The organism is Chryseobacterium sp. AC417 (assembly GCF_979258215.1).
The window spans coordinates 1,679,564-1,705,642 of the sequence record NZ_OZ409845.1; the positions used below are offsets into that span (position 1 = coordinate 1,679,564).

Annotated in this window: 18 protein-coding genes and 2 tRNA genes; 11 read left to right on the forward strand and 9 right to left on the reverse strand. The window is 34.7% G+C overall.

What is annotated here, in order from left to right:
* Positions 1-225 precede the first annotated feature (225 nt).
* On the forward strand, positions 226-3,105 hold the full coding sequence (locus tag ACZZ9T_RS08165) for a M16 family metallopeptidase (RefSeq protein WP_463441657.1): 2,880 nt from the start codon (positions 226-228) through the stop codon (positions 3,103-3,105).
* 91 nt (positions 3,106-3,196) lie between these two features.
* On the opposite strand, the gene ACZZ9T_RS08170 is transcribed toward ACZZ9T_RS08165, so the two are convergent.
* The 6 genes from ACZZ9T_RS08170 to ligA form a co-directional block, all read right to left on the reverse strand.
* Positions 3,197-5,338, reverse strand: a complete 2,142-nt coding sequence (locus ACZZ9T_RS08170; RefSeq protein WP_463441658.1) for a S46 family peptidase — start codon at positions 5,336-5,338, stop codon at positions 3,197-3,199.
* A 205-nt stretch (positions 5,339-5,543) separates the two neighbouring features.
* A complete protein-coding gene (locus tag ACZZ9T_RS08175; protein WP_463441659.1) occupies positions 5,544-6,125 on the reverse strand; it encodes a Crp/Fnr family transcriptional regulator in 582 nt (193 codons plus the stop codon).
* Between the two features lie 126 nt (positions 6,126-6,251).
* Entirely contained in the window at positions 6,252-6,896 is a 645-nt protein-coding gene (locus ACZZ9T_RS08180) for an MgtC/SapB family protein (protein ID WP_463441660.1), read from the reverse strand.
* A 118-nt stretch (positions 6,897-7,014) separates the two neighbouring features.
* On the reverse strand, positions 7,015-7,164 hold the full coding sequence (locus ACZZ9T_RS08185; protein WP_463442993.1) for a T9SS type A sorting domain-containing protein: 150 nt from the start codon (positions 7,162-7,164) through the stop codon (positions 7,015-7,017).
* Entirely contained in the window at positions 7,112-9,751 is a 2,640-nt protein-coding gene (locus ACZZ9T_RS08190; protein ID WP_463441661.1) for a DUF7619 domain-containing protein, read from the reverse strand. Before ACZZ9T_RS08190 ends, ACZZ9T_RS08185 begins: the two co-directional genes overlap by 53 nt.
* A 100-nt stretch (positions 9,752-9,851) precedes the next feature.
* A complete protein-coding gene (gene ligA, locus ACZZ9T_RS08195; protein ID WP_463441662.1) occupies positions 9,852-11,855 on the reverse strand; it encodes an NAD-dependent DNA ligase LigA in 2,004 nt (667 codons plus the stop codon).
* Positions 11,856-12,033: 178 nt separating this feature from the next.
* On the opposite strand from ligA, the gene ACZZ9T_RS08200 reads away from it, so the two are divergent.
* From ACZZ9T_RS08200 to ACZZ9T_RS08240, 9 genes are all read left to right on the forward strand, one after another.
* Positions 12,034-12,783: a glycerophosphodiester phosphodiesterase family protein gene (locus tag ACZZ9T_RS08200; RefSeq protein WP_463441663.1), complete on the forward strand. Its 750-nt coding sequence runs from the start codon at positions 12,034-12,036 to the stop codon at positions 12,781-12,783.
* A 301-nt stretch (positions 12,784-13,084) separates the two neighbouring features.
* Positions 13,085-16,033 (forward strand): SusC/RagA family TonB-linked outer membrane protein, encoded by a 2,949-nt coding sequence (locus ACZZ9T_RS08205; RefSeq protein ID WP_463441664.1) that lies wholly within the window; start codon positions 13,085-13,087, stop codon positions 16,031-16,033.
* A 13-nt stretch (positions 16,034-16,046) separates the two neighbouring features.
* On the forward strand, positions 16,047-17,498 hold the full coding sequence (locus ACZZ9T_RS08210; protein ID WP_463441665.1) for a SusD/RagB family nutrient-binding outer membrane lipoprotein: 1,452 nt from the start codon (positions 16,047-16,049) through the stop codon (positions 17,496-17,498).
* Between the two features lie 46 nt (positions 17,499-17,544).
* Positions 17,545-19,110: a calcineurin-like phosphoesterase C-terminal domain-containing protein gene (locus ACZZ9T_RS08215; RefSeq protein WP_463441666.1), complete on the forward strand. Its 1,566-nt coding sequence runs from the start codon at positions 17,545-17,547 to the stop codon at positions 19,108-19,110.
* Positions 19,111-19,268: 158 nt separating this feature from the next.
* The gene (locus ACZZ9T_RS08220; protein WP_463431237.1) at positions 19,269-19,982 is read left to right on the forward strand and encodes a 3-ketoacyl-ACP reductase; all 714 of its coding nucleotides are present in this window, start codon (positions 19,269-19,271) and stop codon (positions 19,980-19,982) included.
* A gap of 184 nt (positions 19,983-20,166) precedes the next feature.
* Entirely contained in the window at positions 20,167-20,997 is an 831-nt protein-coding gene (gene prmA, locus ACZZ9T_RS08225) for a 50S ribosomal protein L11 methyltransferase (protein ID WP_463441667.1), read from the forward strand.
* A 13-nt stretch (positions 20,998-21,010) separates the two neighbouring features.
* Positions 21,011-21,847 carry an SH3 domain-containing protein gene (locus tag ACZZ9T_RS08230; protein WP_463441668.1) on the forward strand — a complete coding sequence of 279 codons (837 nt, stop codon included), beginning with the start codon at positions 21,011-21,013 and terminating at the stop codon, positions 21,845-21,847.
* Positions 21,848-21,854: 7 nt separating this feature from the next.
* Complete coding sequence (locus ACZZ9T_RS08235; RefSeq protein ID WP_463441669.1) at positions 21,855-22,262, forward strand: hypothetical protein; 408 nt, start codon at positions 21,855-21,857, stop codon at positions 22,260-22,262.
* A gap of 72 nt (positions 22,263-22,334) precedes the next feature.
* Positions 22,335-22,832, forward strand: coding sequence for a hypothetical protein (locus tag ACZZ9T_RS08240; protein WP_463441670.1), 498 nt, complete (start codon positions 22,335-22,337; stop codon positions 22,830-22,832).
* 85 nt (positions 22,833-22,917) lie between these two features.
* On the opposite strand, the gene ACZZ9T_RS08245 is transcribed toward ACZZ9T_RS08240, so the two are convergent.
* From ACZZ9T_RS08245 to ACZZ9T_RS08255, 3 genes are all read right to left on the reverse strand, one after another.
* Positions 22,918-22,991 (reverse strand) — tRNA-Arg (locus tag ACZZ9T_RS08245).
* A 31-nt stretch (positions 22,992-23,022) separates the two neighbouring features.
* Positions 23,023-23,097 (reverse strand) — tRNA-Pro (locus tag ACZZ9T_RS08250).
* 225 nt (positions 23,098-23,322) lie between these two features.
* Entirely contained in the window at positions 23,323-25,470 is a 2,148-nt protein-coding gene (locus ACZZ9T_RS08255) for an endonuclease MutS2 (protein ID WP_463441671.1), read from the reverse strand.
* A 97-nt stretch (positions 25,471-25,567) separates the two neighbouring features.
* Between ACZZ9T_RS08255 and ACZZ9T_RS08260 the strand changes: the two genes are divergently transcribed.
* On the forward strand, positions 25,568-26,077 hold the full coding sequence (locus ACZZ9T_RS08260; RefSeq protein ID WP_463441672.1) for a GNAT family N-acetyltransferase: 510 nt from the start codon (positions 25,568-25,570) through the stop codon (positions 26,075-26,077).
* Positions 26,078-26,079: the final 2 nt, after the last annotated feature.

Sequence of the window (26,079 nt, forward strand, 5' to 3'; positions counted from 1 at the left end):
CAAGTATAGTTCTTTTCTTCTTTTTGAGAAGCACAACTTCGCTTCTTTTCCAGATTTCGTTTAATTTCTAAATTCTTTTCTTCTTTATTTCAAACTGAATTTCAATATACCACACGAAGATAAAAAAAGTTATCATCATCATAGACGTAATATTTTTAAAATCAGTCACTCTTCCTTTCCGATTTGCTATATTTGTAAAGCATTCGAATACTAAAAAGAGTGAAAATGAATTTAAATATGACAGACAGAAGATATAAGGAAACAATTCATACAGACACCAATAATTACGAATATACCACAGTTATCCACGACGAAAATAAAGTCAGAATTTACACCCTCAAAAACGGATTACAGGTTTTTTTGGCGCAGAATTTTGATGCACCAAGAATTCAGACGTACATTCCGGTGAGAACGGGAAGCAATAACGACCCTTCTGATAATACAGGTTTAGCCCATTATCTTGAGCATATGATGTTCAAAGGAACATCTAAAATCGGAACACAGAACTGGGAGAAAGAAAAAGTTTTGATTGATCAGATTTCAGATTTATACGAAGAGCATAAAGCCGAGCAAAATCCTGAAAAAAAGAAGGAAATTTATAAAAAAATTGATGAAATTTCTCAGGAAGCCAGTCAGTTTGCGATTGCCAACGAGTATGATAAAATAATTTCATCCATCGGAGCCAGCGGTACCAATGCTCATACATGGTACGATGAAACGGTTTATAAAAACAATATCCCGAGTAACGAACTGGAAAAATGGCTGAAAATTGAGAAAGAAAGGTTTTCAGAGATTGTTTTAAGACTTTTTCATACAGAATTAGAATCTGTTTATGAAGAATTCAACCGTGCACAGGATAATGATTCCCGATTGGTAAATGATGAATTGATGGAAGCGCTTTTCCCAAATCACCCAAATGGCCAGCAAACCACTTTAGGAAAGCCGGAACACTTGAAAAACCCTTCAATGAAGGCGATTCATAAATATTTTAACGAATATTATGTTCCCAATAATTATGCAATTGTTCTGGTAGGCGATTTAGATTTTGAAAATACGGTGAAGCTCATTGATCAATATTTTGGCGAAATTCCATACAAAGAACTGCCTGAAAAAGAGGTAATTATTGAGCAGCCCATTACAGAAATTATCGAAAGAACAGTGTACAGTCCTACAACTCCAAGAGTTCAGCTGGCCTGGAGAACAGAGAGTTATGGTTCAAAAGAAGCTATGCTTGCTGATGTAGTTGCCAATATTCTGAGCAACAGAGGGGAAGCCGGATTGCTGGATTTACATATCAATCAGACTCAGAAAATGCTTTGGGCACAGGCTTATTCTTTAGGTTTAAAACAGTACGGTTTTTTCTCAATTGTTGCCGTTCCTAAAGAAAATCAAACTTTACAGGAAGCCCGGGAAATGGTTTTGGAACAAGTTGAACTGGTGAAAAACGGCGATTTTCCGGACTGGATGCTTCCTGCTATCATCAATGATTTTAAACTGCAGCGAATGAAAAGTCTTGAAACTGCAGGAGGTTTGGCCAATAATCTTTATGATACTTACATCAAAGGAAGATCCTGGGAACAGGAGTTGAATGAAATGGATGAATATGCTGAGATTACACGAGAAGAAGTGATCGCTTTTGCCAATAATTTCTTTCAGGATAATTACGTAGTTGTCAACAAAGAAAAAGGAGTCAATAATAAGTTGCTTAGAGTTGATAATCCCGGAATTACTGCGATCAAAATTAACCGTGATGCACAATCTGAATTTTTAAAAGAAATTTTAGATGAAAAAACTAATGATATTCAACCTGAATTTATTGATTATCAAAAAGAAATAACAACCGATGTTATTAAAGATAAAAAAGTAAGTTTCGTTAAAAATAAATATAACGAAATTGCTCAGGTTCATTTTATTTTCCCCTTCGGAAGTGATCATGACCGTGAGCTTGGAGTTTCTACACAGATTTTACAATATCTGGGAACAGAAAAGTTTTCGTCCGAAGATTTGAAGAAAGAATTTTTTAAAATTGGAATCAGCAATGATTTTAAAACTACTTCAGATCAGCTTCAGATTTCGTTAAGCGGACTGGAGGAAAACATCGAAAAAGGGATTGAACTGCTTCAGCACTGGATGAAAAATGTACAGCCGGATCAGGAAATTTACAATCAGTTTGTCGATACGATTCTTGAAAACCGAGAAGCAGGAAAAAAGGATAAAAATCGCATCATGACTGCTTTGACGAATTATACAAAACTCGGAAAAGGCTCAAGATTTTTAGATTTTCTGTCAAAAGATGAGCTTCAGAATACCAAAGTTGAGAGTTTTACGGAACGAATCAAAAGTTTATTCAAATTTCAATATCAGATATTTTTCTACGGAAAAGATTTTGAGAAATTTAAAAATGAGATAGAGAATTATATCGAAACCCAAAGTCGCAGTATTTCTGATCCAAAGATTTATCCTGAACCGGAAACCGTAGGAAATGTATACTTCACCAACTATGATATGGTGCAGATGGAAATGAGTAAAATAGGAAAGGGACAGCATATAAACATTGATAATTTTGGAAAGATCAATGTTTTTAATGAATATTTTGGACGTGGTTTATCATCTATTGTTTTTCAGGAAATTCGTGAGAGTAAAAGTTTGGCTTATTCTGCATATGTTTCGTATTCGCCCAGTGAAGAAATCGGGCATCCGGATTACATCACAACGTACATCGGAACTCAACCGGACAAACTGAAAATAGCAGTCGACACAATGACCGAACTGATGGATGAACTTCCGCAAGTGACTAGTCAGTTTGAAAGTGCAAAAAGTGCTGCTTTGAAGCAAATTGCTTCCACGAGAATTACAAGAACCAATATATTTTTCAATACGTTAAGACTGCAAAAGCTGGGAATCACACACGATTTCAGGAAAGATATCTACAGCCAGATTGAGAGTCTGAAGTTTGAAGATGTAAAGCAGTTTTATCAGACAGCAATAAAACCCATCCAGTTCAACACCGCTATTATCGGTAAAAAAGAAAACCTTAATTTAGAAGCAGTGGAACAAATGGGAAGTTTTAAGGAAGTGAGTCTGGAAGAGATTTTTGGGTATTGATATTACATTTCAGTAATAGGTTTCTAAAATAAAAAATAAGCGGGCGAAAATCGAAGATTTTCGCCCGCTTATTTTAACGATAAATATTTTTTTATTTCACTATTTTCATCTCGTTAATCAGCCATTTAGAATCGGCGAATTTATCAATGATGAAAAGAATGTATTTGGTATCGACCATGATGTTTCTGCTGAAACGCGGATCGTAGTTGATATCACTCATTGTACCTTCCCACTGTCTGTCAAAGTTTAAACCTACCAGATTTCCGTATGCATCCAATGCAGGGCTTCCTGAGTTACCACCTGTTGTGTGGTTGGTTGCAGTAAATCCTACAGGTACATCGCCTGTTTTGTCCTTATAATTTCCGAAATCTTTTTTATCATACAAATCAATCAGTTTTTTTGGTACATCAAATTCATAATCTCCCGGAACATATTTTTCCATCACACCTGCCAAATGCGTTTGGTAATCGTATGTGACTGCATCTTTGGGAGTTGAACCTTTTACCTGTCCGTACGTTACACGAAGTGTAGAATTGGCATCAGGAAAGAATTTTCTGTTTTTATCGGTAGACATCTGCTGCGCCATGTATTTCTTTTGCAAGGCATCAATTTTCACCTGTAAAGAAATAAATTCAGGGTCAGCAGTTTTCATGTATGTATCTTTAATATTCATGAATAGCTGATAAACAGGATCTTTTTTAATTGTTTTAATTAATTTGTCCTGATTAGAAAAAGCTTTGTCAATATCCGAGCTTAATGAAGCACCATTCACCTCAGATCTTCCCGTGATGACAGAATTTTTTGATATTTCTTCAAAATTGGTGATATTTTGAGCTTCATTTTTATATTTTTCGAAACCTGCAGGCAAAAATTGAGGAGCTGTTTTATTGGCGTACAGAGCTAAAAGTTTGGCTGTTACCTTAGCATCCAGTTCTGCGCTGTAATCTTTGTAGAAAGAAGTCAGTCTGTTTTTGAATGCTTTAGTTCCCTTTTCGTCCATTCTTCCGGCTTCTACGGTTGTGATGTAGTTAGAATAGAGATTGGCAAGCATCAAAGTTTCTGCATTTCTCACCACTTCTGAATAATAAGCATTGTTTAGAGCAAAAGGAGCCTGTTGAGTATAAAGTGCGTTGAGTTCGCTTATTGTATTTTTAATTTCAGGATTTTTTGCAGATAAAGTGCTTTCGTAGCTTACTTTTTTCTGTACGGCATTAGATTTTTTCAAACCTTCCACTTCGCCTATCCATTTTTTCCAGTAGTTGGCAACCGAAGCAAATTTTGAAGCATATTTAATACGTGTCGCATCGTCGGTACGCATTTTTTCGTCAAGAGTTTTCAAAGCCACATCACGTACTGCGATTCTTGCAGGATCAATTTCTGTCATGATTTTTTCAACCGCAATGGCAGGAAGATATTCTGTAGTTCTCCCCGGAAAACCATACACAAAAGTGAAATCATTTTCATTTTTATCTTTTATGGAAACCGGCAGATAATGTTTCGGGACGTAAGGGATGTTGTCCTTAGAATATTCTGCAGGTTTGTTGTTTTTGTCGGCGTAAATTCTGAACATCGAGAAATCTCCGGTATGTCTTGGCCAGACCCAGTTATCGGTATCACTTCCGAATTTACCGATGCTTTGAGGCGGTGCTCCTACCAAACGAACGTCTTTGTAGGTTTCAATGACATATGCATAAAATTTATTTCCATAATACATCGATTTTACAGAAATCGACTGATACGGTTCTGTTTTTTGAGAATTTTTATAGATTTCAATATTGGAAGCAATTTTCTTCGAAAGTTCCGGCTCCTGAAGGTTGTCTGTATTTTCGAGAATCTGATTGGTAACTTCTTTAATATCAACGATAAAATCAACTGTTACGCCGGGATTGGGAAGTTCGGTTCCCATATTTTTAGCCCAGAATCCGTTTGACAGAAGATCATTGTCAACCGTAGAGTGTGCCTGAATTTGTCCGTAACCACAGTGGTGATTGGTTAAAAGTAATCCTTTTGGCGAAATAATTTCAGCCGTGCAGCCTCCGTTGAATTGTACTACGGCATCTTTAATACTGGGTTTTTGTGTGTTGAAAATATCTTTGGCGGAGATTTTCATTCCCAAATCTTTCATTTCCTTTTCATTCAATTCAGTGGGAATCCACATTCCGCCGTATTGCTGAGCAATTCCAAAAGAAAAACTGAAGAACGCCGAGGCAATTAAAATATTACGTTTTATCATTACAAAAAATTTTGACTAAAATACGGATTTAATTTTCGTGGGAAAAAGAAAACCCTTCCGAATTTTTATTCTGAAAGGGTCTGAGAATTTAAATCTTCTAGATTCTAAAGTCTAGCTTAATTTTCACAAATACTGTTTCATCACTTGTGTCTCTTAAGTAGCGGCAAAATTAGGAAAATAAATAGTTACAGAAAATGAACCTATGTTAAGAAATCTGTTTCCTGATGCGGCTTAGCGCCTGCGGTGTAATTCCCAGATAAGACGCAATATATTTTAACGGAATTTGCAGTACATAGTCAGGATAGGATTTTAATAAATTCAGGTATCTCTCTTCAGCACTGTACATCAAAAGCGACATCTCTCGTTGTGCTTTTCTCACATACAATCCTTCGGCGGAAATTCTGCCAATATAATTACCAATTTCTGTACTCTTATATAAATCCTGAAGATCTTGATAATGGATTCTGAAAAGCACAGTGTCTTTCAATGTTTCAATGTTGTAGTGACAAGGTCTTCTCGTAATGAAAGAATCATATGCGCTGCAAAACATATTTTTTACGATAAATGAAAATGTAATTTCTTTTGGAGGATCTGTAGGATGCGGTTTGTGTACAAAAAAACGAACTATCCCCTCAGAAATGAAGTATAGGTAATTTTCGGTTTCTCCGCATTTTAAAATCGTTGTTTTCTTCGGAATTTCTAACCGCTCAAATTTGACGGTATGGAGTATCGCCAAATCTTCGGGAATTCCCAAAACTGAAACATAAAAATGTATTAAATCGTCCATAAATTATGGAAGACAAAATTAAGTAATTACGATGTACTTCCAGCTATTTTATAATAAAAATCAATCATAGTTATGGGTATCAGAAGCAATTAAGAGTTTTATTTTTAACAATAGCTTCTTATTTGTTTAAAATTCATAAGAATTTACCTTACCGTCATTTTGCAGCTTTTTGATAAAAAGATCATGATGGATATGTTTTCCTGTAAGAACCCAGCTTATGGTAATATTCTTTGTACTGAATTTTTGTCTCGTAACGATAAATTTCAAGTGATATTCTTTAAATGTATTTTCTAAATAAGCAATGTCTTCCAAATGTTTGACTACGATTTTATATTCACGGACTTTATGATTGCTGTCGATAAAATTCTGCAAATAATTGAGTGAACTCAAAATCAGCAGAACCAAAACCATCCCCGTTAAAGACAGATAAACATATCCTGCACCCACTGCCATTCCAATAGAAGCTGTTGCCCAAATAGTAGTAGCAGTGGTGATTCCTTCAATCTTATTGTCCCCTTTGAAAATGACTCCGGCTCCTAAAAAACCGATTCCTGTAATGATATTTGCGGCTAAACGATCAGGATTGCTCACCCCGATTTTTATTGAAAGTATCGTGAATAGACAAGAACCGAAACATACCAGAATAAATGTTCGCAAACCTGCAGATTTATTTCTGTATTCTCTTTCTGCACCTATGAATAGCCCCAGAATTACCGAAATGAAAATTAATACCAATTCATTTTGAATAGAATGATCTTTTAGAAAATCCATTGTATGATTTGTTTTAATAAAATTACAATAAATCTTGAATATAGGAATAATTAAATTCCTTCTAAAAATGAAAAGACCGTCTTATAAACGGTCTTTTTGTTATTTTGAATTGAGAAAATTAATTTTTAATAAATTTTTGAGTTACAAAATGACTTTTTGTGTATAATCTGATCATGTAATTGCCTTTGGAGAGTTCAGATACGTCAATCGAATCATTATTTACACTTCGAGAGCTTACAATTCTTTCCTGCGGTATCGTAAATTTCAGCCTTTACGATTTTTTCTTTTGACTTAATGAAAAGAGTGTTGCTTACAGGATTCGGGTAAATGCTTATATCGATTTTATCATTACTAACTTCTGATGTTCCTAAGATGTTTTGTACAGTAGTTGTGTAGGTATTCGTCACAATCGGGAAGTTATAATCAAAATAAATGTTTGCGGTATTATTGAAGCTTTGTCCGAGTGTCAAAGTAGATTTTGTTTTGATTTTAAAAGCGACATAACCATCATTAGTGGCATTGGCAAAAGGTAATTGGATGTTTTCAAAAATAAATTCTACGGTATTCGGGTTGGTAATTCTCGTTACAAAATTATGACTTCCGTTCAAGGCTTGTAAAGTACTTAAATCAAATTTTGAAGTATCAATCAGGTCTTTCACTACAATATTTTGTGCGTTTGCAGTTCCGGAATTTTCAAATCTGATTAAATAATGTACATAATCACCAATTTGTGTCGAAGCGATTGTAGCTCCCTCTAAACAGGTTTTGTCGTTAGGATCGAAAGAATTTACAACGGTTTGGTTTAATGTGAACGTATTATCCAACGGAGTTTCGTCTGTAGCACCGTTAATTTGTATAGTGTAATTTAAAACATTTCCGCCCGACAAAGGTGGCGTTTGTGTTGGTGTATTGAGTACAAATGTTAAAGTGATTTCTCTTGTTTCAAATGGAAGAAGATTAGCGAAATTCCAGTTTAAAACTCCCGACGATTGTGATGTTGGAGCAAGTGTAGAACTCTGGTAATTCATCAGATTATCATTGTAATTATAAACCAAAGTTCCTGATTGTGAAGCGGTTCCTTTGTTTTTGTAAATAACTTTATATTTTGCGTTGAAACCGGGTGCAGCAGCGGTAATAGGAATCACAAATACTTCGAGATCATTATGAATTCCATTTGCAGACAAGCAGAAATTTTGTGAAATAGGGCTTGATTGTACAGGAAAGTTGGCTGTAAAATTTGAGGGCGAAATATTAAAATAAGTTGGATTCTCTAAAACTGGTGTGATCGTATGAGAACCTGCTTGAACGGGAATCGAATAATTTCCTGAATTATTGGATAATGAGATTCCTGAAACACTTCCACTGCTAATATTAAATTTTTGAAAAGCCTTATTGAAATCATTGATATCGCAACCATTATTATTAGAATCATATTTTGTGTTTCCTTGTATGGTATAAAAAGTCCCTCCGGGAGTAAATGAGCAATAAGAGTTTACCACTACCGGAAAATATCCTGCATTATATATAGCGGCAGAATTATAAGCATTTATTTGACTGTCATCGCAGCAAATATATTTTAAATAATCTGTGTCATTAAAATTTGTATAGTTAGCTTGCAATGAGCCATTCTTTAAAAATAGATATTCCAAACCGTAATTGCTATTACATCCTAAAGAGGTTAAAAGGGGATTGTGTGTTACATCTAAAGATTGTAATTGATTATGTTGAACACCTAAACTTATCAGATTTTGAAGTGTTGAAACATTAATGGATGTTAAATAATTAGATCCTACATTCAATGTTTTTAGTTGAGGAGAAAACTGTAGATTAATATTTTGTAGATTATTGTACTCGCACGAAAGATTTTCTAAAGCAGGTGTGTTTTGAAGATTGATACTAGTTAGGTCATTGTCATCGCAGTTTACAAACTTTAATAAAGTGTGATTACTTAGATTTAAAGAAATTAAATCATTAGCATTTACCTTAAAATCTTGCAAGTTATTAAGTGTGCTAATATCAACAGTGGCGATATTATTGTTATTGATATATAATTTATTAATATTAATGCTGTTACTTACATTTACAGATTGTAAATTAGAAGAATTAGTACAATAAACAGTAGTTAAGGCAGGTAAATTTTGGAGATTAATGCTCGGAATTACATAAAGATTGACAAGCTGCACTTCTTGCAATAGATTACAACCTTGTAAATTTAAACTGGTAAGCATATCCATATTCTCCAGACGGATTTTTTTTAGAAAAAGTTTGTTACTTAAGTCTATCGAAACAATTGGAGCAAAAAACATTGTAACAATTTCCAAATTTGGTGTATTTTGAAAGTTTATACTAAAAGGATTAAGATTGTCACCAATATCTATATTTTTTAGTGAGTTACTCTGTACATTAAGATTAGTAAAACCATGATAAGATATATGTAAAATTTCTAAATTCGGACAGTTTTGAACGTTAAGTGAGGTTACAGAATTAGAATTTACATTTAAATCAGTTAGGTTTGGAAGGTTTAAATTTATACTGGAGAGTTGATTTCTATTAAAACTTAAAAAACTTAGATTGGCAAAACTCTCTATTCCTAAGTGATTTGTTATATAGTTTGTACTTGGAGGAGATGTTGTAAGATCAAGATATGTCAGATTCATTGCTTCAGTTATCTGAATTTCTCCGTCATAATTAGTATCAACATTTGTCCATTGTCCAGATAGGTTTTTAGCAATTTTATTATTAGTTACATTTGCAGCCAATAGTTTAGCCTTAAAATTTGCATCCGGAATATTCACAATTTGTGCCTGAAATGCAGAAAACAGAAATATTAAAATTAGAAAGTAATTTTTTGTCATATAAATTATTAGTTTTAAATTCTTTACAAGTAGAAAAGCAAAAATATATCATTAAGATAAAACCTTAATGATATATTATGTTAAATTTTAAATATGATTGTTATTTTTGTGTCAAATCAAGAAACTCTTGCTCATCCAAAATCTCAATCGTTCCGATATCCTGTGCTTTCTTCAGTTTACTTCCTGCTTTTTCACCAACCACTAAATAGTTTAAGTTTTTAGAAACTGCAGAAATATTTTTCCCTCCGTGTTTTTCTACCATTTCTTCGGCAGATTCTCTGGTGAAAAGAGATAATTTTCCTGTAAAAAGAAACGTTTTACCATCTAAAGTATCTGATAAAACCTCATTCGTATTTTCTCCTTTTTCCAACTGAACGCCATAAGATTTCAAGCGTTCAAGCATCAGAATATTTTCAGGATTATTAAAGAAATCTACGATGCTCACAGCGATTTTCATCCCGATATCTTCAACCTGACACAATTCTTCTGCGGTTGCTTTTTTCAATTCGTCAATGGTGTTGAAATTTTTCACCAATTTCTTGGCAACGGTTTCCCCAACGTGTTTAATACCGATTCCGAATAAAACTTTCTCAAACGGAATTTCTTTTGATTTTTCGATACCGTCAATAATATTCTGAGCCGATTTTTCTGCCATTCTTTCCAAAGGCAGAATCTGTTCTTTCGTTAAAGCATAAAAATCTGCCGGATTTTCAATGAGTCTTTCTTTGTACAATTGCTCGATGGTTTCGCTTCCCAGATTGTCAATATTCAAAGCTTTTCTGGAAACATAATGAATCATTCTGCCCACAACTTGTGGCGGACAATGCAAATCATTCGGACAAAAATGAATCGCCTGATCTTCCAGTTTTATCAGTTCAGTTCCGCATTCCGGACAGTTTTTAATGTACTCAACTTCTTTGCTGTCGGAATTTCTTTTTTCTGTATTAATGCCGATAATTTTCGGGATAATTTCGCCGCCTTTTTCCACAAAAACAAAATCGTGCTCGTGTAAACCAAGTTTTTTAATAATATCTTCGTTGTGAAGTGATGCTCGTTTTACCACTGTTCCCGCCAATAAAACCGGTTTCAGATTGGCAACAGGCGTAATCGCTCCGGTTCTTCCAACCTGATATGAAACGCTTTGCAATTCGGTTTCTACTTTTTCAGCTTTAAATTTATAAGCCATTGCCCAGCGTGGAGATTTTGCCGTGTAACCGAGCTGTCTTTGCTGTTTTAATGAATTGACTTTCAGTACAATTCCATCAATTTCAAATGGTAGATGATGTCTTTCTATATCCCAAAAGTTGATGAATTCTTTTATTTCCTCTAAATTTTTGCAGAGTTTTGTCTGATCCGAAATTGTAAAACCCCAATCGTGAGCCTTATGAAGCAATTCCCAGTGGCTTTCTGCGGTCGTTTCTTGCGAAACAAATTGATACAAAACTGAAGACAATCTTCGTTTCCTCACTTCACCGCTGTCCTGCATTTTCAAACTTCCGCTTGCTGTATTTCTGGGATTCATAAACGGATCTAAGCCTTCTTCTTCCCGAAGTTTATTGATTTTATCGAAGTTTTTTCTCGTTAAATAAATTTCTCCACGCATAAAAAAACGTTCAGGAAAATCACCTTTCAACGTAATCGGGATATCTGAAATTGTGCGAACGTTGGAAGTAATTTCATCTCCCTGAAAACCGTCACCACGAGTCACTGCCTGAACTAATTTTCCGTTTTCAAATAAAATAGAAATAGAAGCACCGTCATATTTCAATTCTGCAACAAACTCTACCGGCTCATCAATCGTTTTGATAATTCGCTTTTCCCAATCTGCCAAGTCATCAAAATCGTAAGAATTATCCAAAGAATACATTCTGAACTGATGCTGAATGGTCGGGAAAATCTTCGTTACGCCACCGCCAACACGTACGGTAGGAGAATTATCATCGTGAAATTCCGGATGTTTAGCTTCCAGATCCTGAAGTTCTTTTAATAATAAATCAAATTCAAGGTCAGAAATGCTCGGTTCATCCAGCAGATAATAGTTTTCATTATGCTGATTAAGTTCTTTCCGGAGCTGTTCTATCTTTTGCTGACTATTTTCGGGCATTGCTTGGGTTTATTTTCACAAAAATAATAAGTATTGAGGAGAAATGAATGGTTAAATTTAATATTAGGTTCAATAAATGTTAATCAGAATTAAACTGATCTTAAAAATCTCTTTTTAATTTTGCAGATATTCACTTGAGGTGAAAAAAATAATAATGTAGAAGAATATTTTAGAATTTATGAAAAAGTTTATCTTAGGGTTTGCAGTTTTAACACAAGTTTTTATGAATGCACAAACCAAAATTATCGCTCACCGAGGATATTGGAAAACCAATCCGGCAACAACAGAAAATTCTCTGAAAGCACTGGAAAATGCTCAGGATCTGAAAATTTACGGATCTGAATTTGATGTTAGAATGACCAAAGACAGCATTCTGGTGATTAATCATGATGAGCATCATGGAAAAATGGAAATTTCGGAAACTGATTTTAAAGAATTGGAAAAAGTGAAATTATCTAATGGAGAAAAATTACCGACCTTAAAAGACTATCTGAAGCAAGGGAAAAAAGATAAAGCATTGCAGCTTATTGTTGAGATCAAACCTGCTAAAACCAAAGAACTGGAAGATGAATTAGTGGCTAAAACCATTAAAACCATCAAGGAAATGAAACTTGAATCTCAAAGTGAGTTTATTTCTTTCAGTCTTAATATCTGTAAGGAGATTAAAAAAGCAGAACCGAAATTTAAAGTTCAGTATCTCAACGGAGAATTGTCCCCACAACAAATCAAGGCTGAAGGTTTAGACGGAATCGATTATCATTACAGTGTTTTTGAAAAAAATCCCACTTGGATTAATGAAGCCAACAGTTTAGGTTTGATCACCAATTCTTGGACGGTCAATGATATAGAAATTTATAAAAAACTGAAAGAACAAGGAATAGGGTATATCACTACCAATGTTCCGGATGTTTTAAAGAATACCCAATAAACTGCTATCGTCTTTTAATAAAATACCTTACATTTTGTAAGGTATTTTTGTTTCTGATAGTAAACTTATTTAAGATCTTTATAAAATAGCGTTCAAAAGTCATATGTAATACATTAAATTTTATTCATCATTCTAAGTGGATGTTTAATAGTGACTTATGATTTTGGTTAAAGAATAGTTAATATGACGTTCAATATTTGTTTAAAATATGTTAAGGTGATGTTAAAAGCTTAGTCATAATGGCGTTCTAATTTTGCACAAACAAAAATAGGATATGCGTAAAGAGACTCAAAAGCTGTTCATGTTGTCTGTACTAGGATTGATAAGCGTCAATGTTGCAGCTCAACAGCAAGTAAAGAAAGACACTATTCAGAACATTGATGAAGTGGTAGTAACTGCTTTAGGAATTAAACGACAGGACAAATCATTAGGATATGTAGCCGAAAAGGTAGAAGGTGAAGAGTTTACAAAAACACAGAATAACAACTGGGCGCAAGCTTTGGAAGGTAAAGTAGCAGGTTTGAAAATTCAGACTGCAGGAACGGGACCATTAGGATCTGCAAAAATTACTTTGCGTGGTAGTGCATCTATGAATTTAGATAACAATCAGGCTTTAATTGTTGTAGATGGTGTGCCTTTGGGAGGTACAAACACCGGAACAGGAAATGCTGCATATGGAGCAGGAACCGGTGGTGATCTTCCTGTAGATTTTGGTAATAATTTTAACAGCATTAATCCTGATGACATAGAATCTGTAACAGTGCTTAAAGGTGCTACAGCAGGAGCATTGTATGGTTCTAGAGGAATGCATGGTGCCATCATGATCACCACAAAATCAGGGAAATCTAAAAACGGTAAAGTATCAGTTACTTTTAATTCTAACACAAGTTTTGATTCTGTTTTGCATTGGCCGGATTATCAGTACGAGTACGGACAGGGAACTTTACAGAAAAATACCGCAGGACAGTTTTATTATTCTTACCAAGCTTCTCCAGATGGTGTAAATACAGGTTCTACGAGTAGTGCTTTTGGTCCAAAATTTAACGGACAGTCTTATTTTCAATACGATCCGACCGTAGAAGGACAAAGCCTTCAGAGACAAGAGTGGAAGCCTTACAAAAATAATATAAAAGACTTTTGGGAACTAGGAACTACGTATGCCAATAATTTGTCAATTGAAAGTTCTACCGAAAAAACAGCTTTCAGGGCATCATTAAATTACACCAAAAATAACTGGATGATGCCCAATACAGGTTTCGATAGATTTAATGGTGCTTTATCTGTAGATCATCATGCAAGCGATAAGCTTCATATTGTAACCAAGTTTGCATACAACAATACCAAAAGTGATAATCTGCCTGCGACAGGATACAACAATCAGTCGATTTCTTATTTCATGATTTTTCAGAATCCGAACGTAGATTTGCAGTGGTACAGACCGATCTGGAAGAAAGGACAAGATCAGATTGATCAGATACATCCGTTCAGTTCTTTTATTGATAATCCATATTTGATTGCATACGAAATGCTCAATGGTTTAGATAAGAAATTTATTACAGGAAATGTAACTGCCAATTACAAATTTGCTAAAAACTTTGATGTGATGTTGCGTTCCGGGATTGAGCTTACCGATGAACTTAGAACAACAAAAAGACCGTACAGCTCTGCCAATTATCTTCAGGGATATTATAGAGAGCAGCACATTAAAAATTCTGAATTCAATACAGATGTTTTATTCAGTTACAAAAATAATTTTGGAAAGTTTGGTTTTAATGCATCCGCAGGTGGTAACCTTCGATACAATGAGTATAATTTATATGATTACCGTGCTACAGGATTAAAAATTCCTGGTTTGTACGAACTTACCAATGGTATTTCTTTGCTTACAAGAGTACCTCAGCCAAGAGATAAAGAAATGAATAGCTTGTACGGTTTAGCTTCTTTAAATTATGATAATGTTTTGTTTTTGGATCTTACTGCAAGAAATGACTGGAGTAGTGCACTTCCCAAAGCTAACAGATCATATTTTTATCCGTCGGCAGCTACATCAGTTATCCTTTCAGATCTATTTAATTTAAAATCAAACAATTTTAACTTCTGGAAACTGAGAGCTTCATGGTCTATGGTAGGAAGCGATACAGATCCGTATAATTTAATACAGACTTATAATGCCAGTGATTTTAATAATTCTGCTGAGATTGCCTCTGTCTACCTTAATCCCAATCTAAAACCTGAAATGAATACCAACATTGAAGCGGGGATGGATGTCAGTTTTCTTAAAAATAGAGTAACATACGGTGTTACGATATATCAGAGTAATACAGATAACCAGATTATTCCTGTTCCTACATTGATAGAAACCGGATATTCTACCAGAATTATCAACGCCGGTGAAGTGAGAAACAGAGGTATTGAGATGACGCTTGGAGCATATCCTATCAAGACTAAAGATTTCTCATGGAATGTGAATGCCAACTGGTCCATGAACAGAAATAAAATTCTTTCGTTACCGGAAGAATTTGGCGGAGAGCCTTACACGATGTCTTCTGTAGGGGGTGTAGTTTTCTTTAATGCGGTAGTGGGAGGATCTTTAGGAGATATGTACGGAGCAAAATTACAAAGATCACCGGATGGTCAGGTAATTTATGGTTCGGACGGATTAACGGCAAAATCTACAAAAATAGAATACGTAGGAAACGCTTATGCCAAATGGAGAGGGGGTTTACAAAACACATTCAAATATAAAAACTTTTCTTTCTCATTCAGTTTAGATGGTCAATACGGAGGAATGGTGTATTCTCAATCTCATCACAAAATGTCTGAACAGGGTAAGCTTGAAAATACTTTGCCGGGAAGAGACAATCCGAATGGAACTTTCGTAGGTGATGGTGTTGTTCAGAATTCAAATGGTAGTTTTTCTGCCAATACCAAAGCAGTTGCCCTTCACACCTATTATGGAGATTATTACAGAAGAGCCAATATAGAAACCAATAGCTTCGATGCTACTTTTCTAAAATTGAGAGAAGCAACCATTACCTATGATTTTCCACAGGATATGGTGAAATCTCTTAAAATGTCTAATCTGAGTATTTCTTTATACGGAAGAAATCTATTGATGTGGACTAAAAATTTTCCACTTTTCGACCCGGAAGCTGCTACACTTAACGATTCTTCTATCACACCGGGTGTTGAAGTGGGTCAATTGCCAACAGCAAGAACTGTGGGTATACAACTGAATGCTAAATTTTAAAAAAGAAAAAATCATGAAAAATAACATTTCAAAATTCTGCGTAGCTCTTATAGCCACTGCAATGCTTACTTCTTGCGACAGATCTTTCGAAGAAATAAATACAGACACCAGCAAAATCAATACTCCCACAGCGGGAAGTCTTCTGATGCCGATACAATATAACATGGCATCAAATGCTTACACAAGAGCTAATAATTTCACTTTTGATATCATGCAGGTTTCTATCGACTTTCCTAATGAAGGAAACTCACTCAGCAGATATTACATCACAGAAACTACAGGAAATTCTTATTGGAATACTTCTTACAAATGGCTAAAGCAAAACAAAGAGATGTATGACTTTGCAACGCAGCAGGGTGATAAAAACTATCAGGCTATTGCGTTAGTTTTAAATGCATGGATGTTTGCAAATCTTACCGATACTTTTGGTGACATTCCATTCAGTGAAGCTTCACGTGTTGAAGAGGGAATTACCCAACCGAAATTTGATAAACAAAAAGACATCTACATCAAACTTTTGGCAGATTTAAAAACTGCAAATTCTTTATTTGTAACCACACAAACAATTTCAGATGCAGACTTATTCTTTGGTGCAAACACTTCGGCTGCCGGTGTTGTTAAATGGAAAAAGTTTTGTAATTCGCTTTCATTAAGATTATTGGGTAGAATTTTAAAGAAAAACGGTGAAATTGATGTATATGGTAAAATTCAGGAGATTGTCAATAATCCTACAACCTATCCGTTGATGACGAGTAATGCAGATACAGCAGGTTTAGATATTACGGGTGTTGCGCCGCTTTTACCACCGATTGCGAGACCTCAGGATTTCACAACAGGAAGAGCCGCAGCAGAATTTTTTGTGGAAACACTGAAAAGTAATAACGATCCGAGGATGGCTACTTTCTTTTCTCAGGCTAAAGATATAGCCACCAATGCAAATCTTGGTTATAAAGGCGCTCCTGCAGGATATGCTCCGGGAACAGTATTTACTTATCAGCCATCCAATATGAATCAGAATTTGGCAAAAGCACCACTCAAAATTCTTATTTATCCTTATGCAGAGCTTCAATTGACGCTTGCCGAATTTGTTCAGAGAGGAATTATCTCAGGAAGCGCACAGACTTTCTACGAAAACGGAGTAAAGGCTGCTGTAGAACAATGGGGAGGTGTGGTTCCTGCCAACTACTTTACCAATCCAAATGTTGCATATAATGGTTCTTTACAAAGAATTATGCTTCAGAAATATGTTGCTCTTTTCTTTGTAGATCAGCAGCAGTGGTATGAAAAAAGAAGAACAGGTTTTCCTGTACTTCCCAATAACAATGGATTGCTAAATGATGCGAAATTACCTCAAAGACTGATGTATCCCGTTCAAACCAAGATTCTTAACACAAACAATTATCAGGCGGCAGTACAGTCGATCGGTGGTGATAATATCAACGTTATCAACTGGTGGAATCAGTAATTAATTCAATCAATAATCTAAAAGTAAAATGAATATAAAATTTTTAATGCCGTGTTTATTAATTTCGGCAATGGCATTTTCTCAAACTTCCGTTTCAGGGTATGTTTATGAAGACGCCAATAACAATCAGAAGAAAGAAAAAAGCGAAAAAGGAATAGAAAATGTAGCAGTTTCTAATGGAGCGCAGGTTGTTTTAACCGATAAAAACGGAAAATACAGTTTGCCGGTTCAGGAAAACCAGACGATTTTTGTCATCAAGCCTTCAGGATTTAAGTCTGCTTTGAATTCTAATAATCTTCCTCAGTATTTTTATCAGTACAAACCAAAAGGTTCGCCTTCAGATTTTAAATATAAAGGTACAGCCCCGACAGGAACGCTTCCGAAAGAGTTGAATTTTGCCCTGAATAAACAGAATGAAAGCAAAAACTTCGACATTTTAGTTTTTGGAGATCCGCAACCCTACACAGAAAAACAATTGGATTATTTTAAAAGATCTATTGTAAATGAAGTTAAAAACAACAAGAAAAACGCTGTTTTTGGTTTGAGTTTGGGCGATTTGGTTGGTGATGACTTAAGCTTACAGAAACCTTACGCTGATGTGATGAAAGAAATCGGTCTGCCTTGGTATAACGTAATGGGAAATCATGATATGAATTATGATGCTCAGGAAGATCAGTTTTCAGACGAAACTTTCGAATCCAATTTCGGTCCGGCAAATTATTCTTTCAATTACGGGAACGTTCATTTCTTAGTGTTAGACGATATTCTTTATCCAGATCCGAGAGACGGAAGAGGGTATTGGGGCGGATTTCGTGAAGATCAGATTCAGTTCATTCAGAATGATTTAAAATTAGTTGATAAGAATAAACTGGTTGTGGTTTCTTTCCATATTCCGTTGGAGCATAATAATGAAGATAATTTCAGAAATGCAGACCGTCAGAAATTATTTGATGCGCTTTCCCTATTTGAAAATGCTTTATTGCTGTCTGCTCACACGCACATTCAGCAGCAGATTTTCTACGGAAAACCACAAGGCTGGAATAACGCAAAAAATTTGCATGAGTACAACGTAGGAACCACCTGCGGAGACTGGTGGTCAGGAACTTCCGATGATGTAGGATTGCCTACTTCTACAATGAGAGACGGTACAGCGAAAGGATATTCTTTTATCAGTTTTAATGATAACCAATATAAAGTTAAATATAAAACTGCCGGAAAACCGGAAGACTATCAGATTCAGTTGTATGTTCCCAATGTTGTTCCCCATCCGTCAAAAACATCAGCTAAAATCTTGGCCAACTTCTTTATGGGAAGCAAAAAAGACAAAGTAGAATACAGAATCGACAATGGAGAATGGAAAGATATGGAATATACCGAAACCATTGATCCTAACTTTGCGCAATCAGTTTTTAAATGGGACACAACAGAAAAGCTTTTTCCGGGAAGAAGACCTTCAAATCCTGAAAACTCAAAGCATATCTGGATGGGAGGTTTTACCAATAAACTCACTTTAGGAAAGCATAAAGTAGACGTGAGAGCTTCTGATATGTACGGAAATAAATTCTCAGCTTCAGAAGACTTTCAGGTAGAAGAATCAATTTTAATCCCTTAATCTGAATTTTCATTCATAGATTACTTTCAGAAACCAACTTCTAGTAAGTTGGTTTTGTGTTATAGAAGAACCTGATAATTCAATGTTGATAAATCGAAAATATAAACACTTGTTTAAAAAAATGGTTTTGTAATTTTGCATCTGTAAAATTTGATGTAATGAATTTAAAAGGAAAAAATGCCATCATCACAGGTGGTGGTAAAGGTTTAGGAAAAGCGGTTGCTTTGATCCTTGCCAATGAAGGAGTAAACATAGGAATCACAGGAAGAAATGAAGAGAATCTTAAAATGACTGTTGATCAGATTCAAAAATTAGGGGTAAAAGCAGCGTATGCAGTTTTTAGTATTGATAACGAAATTCATGTAAAAGCAGGTATTGAATCTATTGCCGGACAGCTTGGTGGCGTAGATATTCTTATCAACAATGCCGGAATTGGTGACTTCGGAAGCATCGAAGATATGCCGTCAGAAACCTGGGAACAGGTAATAAAGACCAATCTTTTTGGAGTGTATTATGCAGCAAAAGCAGTGTATCCTTTCCTTAAAGAAAAAGGAGAAGGCGATATCATCAATGTAGCATCAACGGCAGGTTTGAAAGGTGGTGCAAATATGTCAGCTTATGCAGCTTCAAAAGCAGCAGTAGTTTCTCTGTCACAATCTATGATGGCAGAATGGAGAAAACAAAACATTCGTGTGGTTACTTTAACGCCGAGTACAATTGCTTCAGATATGAGTATTGAAGGTGGTTTAACAGACGGAAATCCTGATAAAGTGCTTCAGCCGGAAGATTTTGCAGAATGGGTAAGAGATATTCTGAAAATGAACAGACGTGCATTGATTGCAAACGGATCTATTTTCTCAACAAATCCTTAGATTATATTTAGAGTTTAAAAATAGGATGATTAGAGCGGGCTTTAGCCCGCTTTTTATTTAAAATGAAATGGGCTTTAGCTAAAACTTAACAGTCGCAATAAATTCCATTATTCTTAATCGTCAAATCCTTCGATTTTTTAAACTCTAATTTTTAATTTGACTATTTTTGCACCAAATTACTCACATGCAAAATTATTTGGAATTCGATTTTAAAGTACAACCTCTTCAACCCTGGAGCGATATCTTAATGGCAGAGCTTATTGAAATAGGTTTCGACAGTTTTACAGAAGAAATTCACGGTATTTTAGGATATATCCAGAAAGATCTTTTTAAGGAAGAAGATTTGAAAAATTTGCCGCTCTTTCAAAATGAAGAAGTGAAAATTGAATATGCTTTCACCGAAATGCCCAACATCAACTGGAATGAAGAATGGGAAAAGAATTTCGAACCGATTAACATTGATGATAAAGTTTTAATAAGAGCAGAATTTCATGAATCTGTAGAAGGAATGCATGAGATTATCATTCAGCCAAAAATGTCTTTTGGTACAGGTCATCACCCGACAACGCATTTGATGATCCAGCAAATGATGGATATTGATTTTAACGGAAAAAAAGTGTTGGATATGGGTTGCGGAACTTCGGTTTTGGCAATTTTCGCAAAGCAAAATGGCGCCGGAGAAACCAAAGCAATTGATATCGATGAATGGTCTGTAGAAAATTCAAAAGAAAACGCAGTGAGAAACAGTGTTGAATTGGATATCGAACAGGGAACTGCGGATAATTTAGGAAAAGAAAATTATGATGTTATTTTAGCCAACATCAATAGAAATATTCTGATTTCAGACATCCCAACGTACGTTTCTGTTTTAAATGATGGCGGAAAATTATTACTCTCAGGATTGTGTTTCTTTGATGTGGATGATATTATGGAAGTTTGTGAAGAAAATAATTTAGAACTGAAAAAGAAATTGCAGCGTGAAGAATGGGTGAGTTTACTTTTGGAAAAAAAATAAATGTAAAGCTGCTATGAAATCTATTTTTGTTTTTCTTTCGGTGTTTCTGATGCAGTTTTTTTCTGCACAGGAAGAAATTTATCCCAACGGAGTTTTCAGTTTTGAAGAAAATAAAACGCAGAAAATTTTCACTGAGTCTACGAGAGTGAGGCAATTACCGAATGTAAATTCTCAGATTTTAGATTCATTACAAGCCAATCAACAAATTCTTATTCTTAAAAAAGATGAAACGGTTTTACAGTTGGGAGAAAGAGCCGCAAACTGGTATAAAATATCCTATCAAAAAGATAATAAAACTACTGAAGGCTACGTTTGGGGTGGAAATCTTTGTATAGGTTTCAGAAATAAAAATGGATACGATTTTCTTTTCGGAATTTCAAAAACTGTTGATAAGAAAGATAAAAAATTTAAACAGACCTACAAACAAAATGTAGCAAGTATAAAAATGCTTACAGGAAATAAATTAACAGATGAGGTATTCTTTGAAACTGGCTCAGGAGAAAGTCTCAGTTATGGATCTTTCATTATTGAAAGCAGTCATCAACTTAAGAATGTAGATTTTACTTTAAAAGCTTCTGTTTCCGGTGAAGCCTGCGGAATTGCTGGTTACGACCAATATGTCTTGCTTAAAGATAAAAAACTGATTGCTCTTCCGCAGTTGATGAACGTTGGAGATGCGGATGTCTATCATCACAGTGAAGAATTTATTTTCCCAAACGACAAAGGCGGAATTGCAAATGCTATTATCTTTAAAATGGAAGAGATGGAAAAAGATGAAAATGAGAAAGAGAAAATCAAACATCTTTCTAAAACCTATCTTTGGAATGGAAGTTCTTATAAACTGAAGTAATTTAAACATGAAGGCTAGGGTTGTTTCTTTATTTTTTATATTACTTCTTATTTCTCTGACTGGATGTGAAAAAACTATATTAAATTGCGAAAATTCAAGTATTCAAATAGAAAATAGATGGTATGCAGAAAATGGAGGAATTGATTATTTGGAAGTAAAAAGTAAAGATCGAATATTTATTTGTGAAACAATCAATAATTTCTCAGATGGAGAAGACATCATGATAAGTCATAATTATGGATATTTAGAAATATTTTTAAGTGGAAAAAAGACTGATATGATTTTCACCTATTCAAATGGCGTCGTATATAGAGTTGGCGTCGGTAAATATGTGCGAAATGAGAAGCTAACAAGAAAAATCTTAAAATTAATGTATATCTCAAAAAGATGTTGGGTTAAAGATTGTGTAAGTTGAAATAATATTTCTTAATAAATTCTAAAACCACTGTATATTTACGGTGGTTTTCGTTTTTATTAAATTAAAATTATGAATTACTTTGTCTATGCACTTGAGCATGTTTATACAGATAAAACTCACCGTAACAGTAAGTTTTTAGGATATTTTGATGATATTGTAAAGCTGAAAGAAGCAAAAGAAAATGCTTTGAGCCTTCCTGGATTTAGAATCTCCCCTAAAGGATTGATTATTAGGAAATATCACGTGGATAAAATTCATTGGCAAGATGGATTTAGTAATGTTATAGGAGAAATTGGAAGAGATTATTTAAGCGAATTAGATGTTATTACAGGAGAGAGCAGATCAATAAAAGAATTGAATTTACAATGTGTTTTTCAAATAAGTCACACCTACACAATTCATACCTTTTTAGATGATGAAAGAATAATTGGAGTGTTTTTAAATGAAAGTAATGCTAACGAAATTGTAGATGATCTCAAAAATAAGCAAGGATTCAAAGAGCATCAAGACGATTTTATAATAAGTAGATTTACTTTAAATAACCAATTGTGGACCACAGGATTTTAAACGGTATAAATAAATTTGAGTAAGTGTGTAAGAGAAGTACATATAAATAAAAAGAGAAACCAAACATTTGATTTCTCTTTTTTAGTGAGCGCGTCAGGATTCGAACCTGAGACCGTCTGCTTAGAAGGCAGATGCTCTATCCAGCTGAGCTACGCACCCATTTGTAATTTTGAAAAAATTACTAAAACAGTCGGGGCGGCAGGATTCGAACCTGCGACCTCCTGGTCCCAAACCAGGCGCGATGACCGGACTACGCTACGCCCCGATTAAAGGTCATCTAAATACAAGTTTTACCTTGTTTTTTGTGGGTGCAAATATATGGTTTTTTTTGACAATACAAAATTAAAATCAAAGAAATTTAATTTATCATAAAATAACTGATCCTTAAACTTAGAACAAAACGAATGAAAATTGACTGAGATTATCAATAAATAAATCAAAAAAGAGAGTGTCGCACAACACACTCTCTTTTGTTTTTAATCATCAATTTTTAAATTCTCTCTAATTCTTCAGCGCTGATAACGGTTTTAAAACTTCCGTAATTCACAGTAACTTTATTTTTAGAAATTGTTTCTATGGTTCCTACACTCGTACTTCCGGTTATACGAACACGTTGTCCGATTTTCATCCAGACTGCACGGTCGGTTTTGCGTTTTTCCTCAATTTTATCGTTGGTTTCGCTTATTTTATCGATAATGTCTACCTTTTTAAGCTGTTGGGTAATTTTTCTTTTTACTATCTGCAAACGTTTTGTTTCGTCCTTATCAGCTCCGATTTTTCTGAATTTTTCCTGTTCAAGAATTTTTACAAAATCTTTCACCACATCTTTTCTCGATTTTCCTTTAATATAACTCTCGATAAATGATTCAATTTTATTTCCGAATTGCAACTTTCGGTGTTCATCTTCATACAGTTTCTGGAAGTTGAAAAGCTTCTGCTGTAGCTGTTCGTTTAATTTCTGAAGATGATCACGTTTGTCTTCTACAGAACCTTTTCTTTCGGCAAGATCAGTTTTTAGTTTTTCTACTTCAAATTTTTCCTGCTGAAGTTTTACAATGGTTTTATCTAAATTGACGATGTCGTGTTCTACTTTTTTCTTTGCAGAATGAATGATAAATCTCGGAATTTTATTTTTTTCGGCCACCTCAAAAGTGAATGAGCTACCGGCTTGTCCAATTTCCAGTTTATACATCGGTTCCAGGGTTTTCTCATCGAAAAGCATTGCTGCATTTTGTGCATTCGGAAGTTCTTCGATTACGATTTTAATGTTGGTATAGTGAGTCGTGATAATAGCAAAACTCTTCTTATCATAGAAAAACTCAAGAAAACTTTCTGCCAAAGCACCACCCAGTTCCGGGTCAGAACCGGTTCCAAATTCGTCAATTAATAAAAGGGTATCAGGATTAGATTCGCGAATGATTCCGCCCATTTTCTTTAATCTGGATGAGTAAGTTGAAAGATGATTTTCTATCGACTGATTATCCCCAATGTCTGTCATTATTTTTTCAAAGAAAAACATTTCAGATTTGGGATGCACAGGAACTAAAATTCCGCTTTGGATCATCAGCTGAAGCAATCCGACCGTTTTCAAAGTAATGGATTTTCCACCTGCATTGGGCCCGGAAATGCAGATGATTCTGTTGTGTTCCGTTAAGCTTAATGTCTGTGGGAAAATGGTCTTGTTTTCGGCCTTATTTCTCAACCATAATAACGGATGGAAGGCATCTCTTAGCTTTAAAGTTTTGTGACGGTTGATTTTAGGCAAAACACCATTCACCAGTTCACCAAATTTAGCTTTAGCTCTCGTTAAATCCAGATCAAAAATATAAACCTGATACCTCCAGAGTTGGGGTTGAAAAATGGCCAGTTCTGCCGTAAGCTGTCGCAGGATTTTATCAATCTCTTTCTTTTCTTCTTCCTGATCTTCACGAAGCTTAAAATAATGTTTAACAACACTGTCAGGCTGAATAAAAGTAATAGAACCGGTTTTTGAAAGCCCTAAAACTCTTCCCGGAACTCTTTTTTTATATGCAGATTTTACTGCTAAAACTCTTTGGTCTTCAATGATGCTTTCGCGGATGTCATCCAGAAAATCGCTCTGGCTGTAATTAAAGAGTACTCGGTTAAAATTTTCCTGAATGGCTTTTTTCGCCACCTGCATATCCGCTCGCAATGATTTCAGAATTGGGGATGCTTCACTTTTTACTTCACCGAAACGATTGAAAACTTTGTCAACTTTATCAATAATTTCTTTTTTAAATTCCAAAACAGAAGCTTCCTTCATCAAATTCGGAAACGTATCGGGCATGGTCGGGAAAAACTTCTGAAGTTTTCCTATTTGTTCGGTAAGGGTTTTTATTTTGATAAAAGCTGCATTTTCAAGACGGTAATTCTCAATCAGCATCAATTTCAGCTCACTTTCAATATCTTCATATTCATCAAACGGAATCGCATTTGAACTTTCAAAACTCGACAGATATTCTGAAGTTTTTTTCAGCGAAAGTTCTGCTTCATCAATTTTCATCGGACGAAGCTCAAGGATTTTTTCTCTCGTTTTGGGAGAGTAGGCAAAAGGTGCAATTTCCGCAAGCAATGCCGGAAATTCTAATTCGTTTAAATCTGCTTTATTTATATACACAGTGCAAAGATAATTAATTTGAAAATGAGTTAATTTAGAAATTTGAAAATGTATTTTAATTCTGAACCGGTAAATTTCTATTGACTACATTTGAATAATGAAACTGCAAACTGAAAGATTAATTTTAAAGCCCATTGACGAAAGCTATGTTGACGATATTTTAAAGATTCGAAGCAATGAAGTGGTTAACCAATTTGTAAAAAGGATTCCGCCAAAAACAAATTATGATGCGCTTGATTTTATTTTAACCATTAAAAAAAGAACTCAAAATAACGAAACTTTTTATTGGGGGATTTCACGAAAAGAGCAACCTAATCTCATCGGGACCATTTGTCTCTGGAAATTCTCTGAAAATCGGAAAGAAGCAGAAGTCGGTTATGAATTGCTACCCGATTTTCACAGAAAAAGAATCATGTCTGAAGCTTTGACTGCAGTTGTACATTATGGTTTTAATGAATTAAATTTGCAGACGATTGTGGCTATGACTAATAAGTTTAACGAAAATTCTAAAGGACTTCTTTTAAAACATAATTTTGTTTTGGAAGAGGGTAGAACTGATGAGGGTTTTCCGGAGAATTTGGTTTTTAGTTTGAAGAAAAAGAATTGATA

Excerpts from the sequence above, each read along its gene's own strand:
- ACZZ9T_RS08215 (WP_463441666.1), top strand. The coding sequence starts at position 17,545 with ATGCCGTGTTTATTAATTTCGGCAATGGCATTTTCTCAAACTTCCGTT.
- ACZZ9T_RS08190 (WP_463441661.1), bottom strand. The coding sequence starts at position 9,751 with ATGACAAAAAATTACTTTCTAATTTTAATATTTCTGTTTTCTGCATTT.
- ACZZ9T_RS08180 (WP_463441660.1), bottom strand. The coding sequence starts at position 6,896 with ATGGATTTTCTAAAAGATCATTCTATTCAAAATGAATTGGTATTAATT.
- ligA (WP_463441662.1), bottom strand. The coding sequence starts at position 11,855 with ATGCCCGAAAATAGTCAGCAAAAGATAGAACAGCTCCGGAAAGAACTT.
- ACZZ9T_RS08220 (WP_463431237.1), top strand. The coding sequence starts at position 19,269 with ATGAATTTAAAAGGAAAAAATGCCATCATCACAGGTGGTGGTAAAGGT.
- ACZZ9T_RS08210 (WP_463441665.1), top strand. The coding sequence starts at position 16,047 with ATGAAAAATAACATTTCAAAATTCTGCGTAGCTCTTATAGCCACTGCA.
- ACZZ9T_RS08170 (WP_463441658.1), bottom strand. The coding sequence starts at position 5,338 with ATGATAAAACGTAATATTTTAATTGCCTCGGCGTTCTTCAGTTTTTCT.
- ACZZ9T_RS08200 (WP_463441663.1), top strand. The coding sequence starts at position 12,034 with ATGAAAAAGTTTATCTTAGGGTTTGCAGTTTTAACACAAGTTTTTATG.
- prmA (WP_463441667.1), top strand. The coding sequence starts at position 20,167 with ATGCAAAATTATTTGGAATTCGATTTTAAAGTACAACCTCTTCAACCC.
- ACZZ9T_RS08175 (WP_463441659.1), bottom strand. The coding sequence starts at position 6,125 with ATGGACGATTTAATACATTTTTATGTTTCAGTTTTGGGAATTCCCGAA.
- ACZZ9T_RS08235 (WP_463441669.1), top strand. The coding sequence starts at position 21,855 with ATGAAGGCTAGGGTTGTTTCTTTATTTTTTATATTACTTCTTATTTCT.
- ACZZ9T_RS08205 (WP_463441664.1), top strand. The coding sequence starts at position 13,085 with ATGTTGTCTGTACTAGGATTGATAAGCGTCAATGTTGCAGCTCAACAG.
- ACZZ9T_RS08165 (WP_463441657.1), top strand. The coding sequence starts at position 226 with ATGAATTTAAATATGACAGACAGAAGATATAAGGAAACAATTCATACA.
- ACZZ9T_RS08240 (WP_463441670.1), top strand. The coding sequence starts at position 22,335 with ATGAATTACTTTGTCTATGCACTTGAGCATGTTTATACAGATAAAACT.
- ACZZ9T_RS08260 (WP_463441672.1), top strand. The coding sequence starts at position 25,568 with ATGAAACTGCAAACTGAAAGATTAATTTTAAAGCCCATTGACGAAAGC.
- ACZZ9T_RS08230 (WP_463441668.1), top strand. The coding sequence starts at position 21,011 with ATGAAATCTATTTTTGTTTTTCTTTCGGTGTTTCTGATGCAGTTTTTT.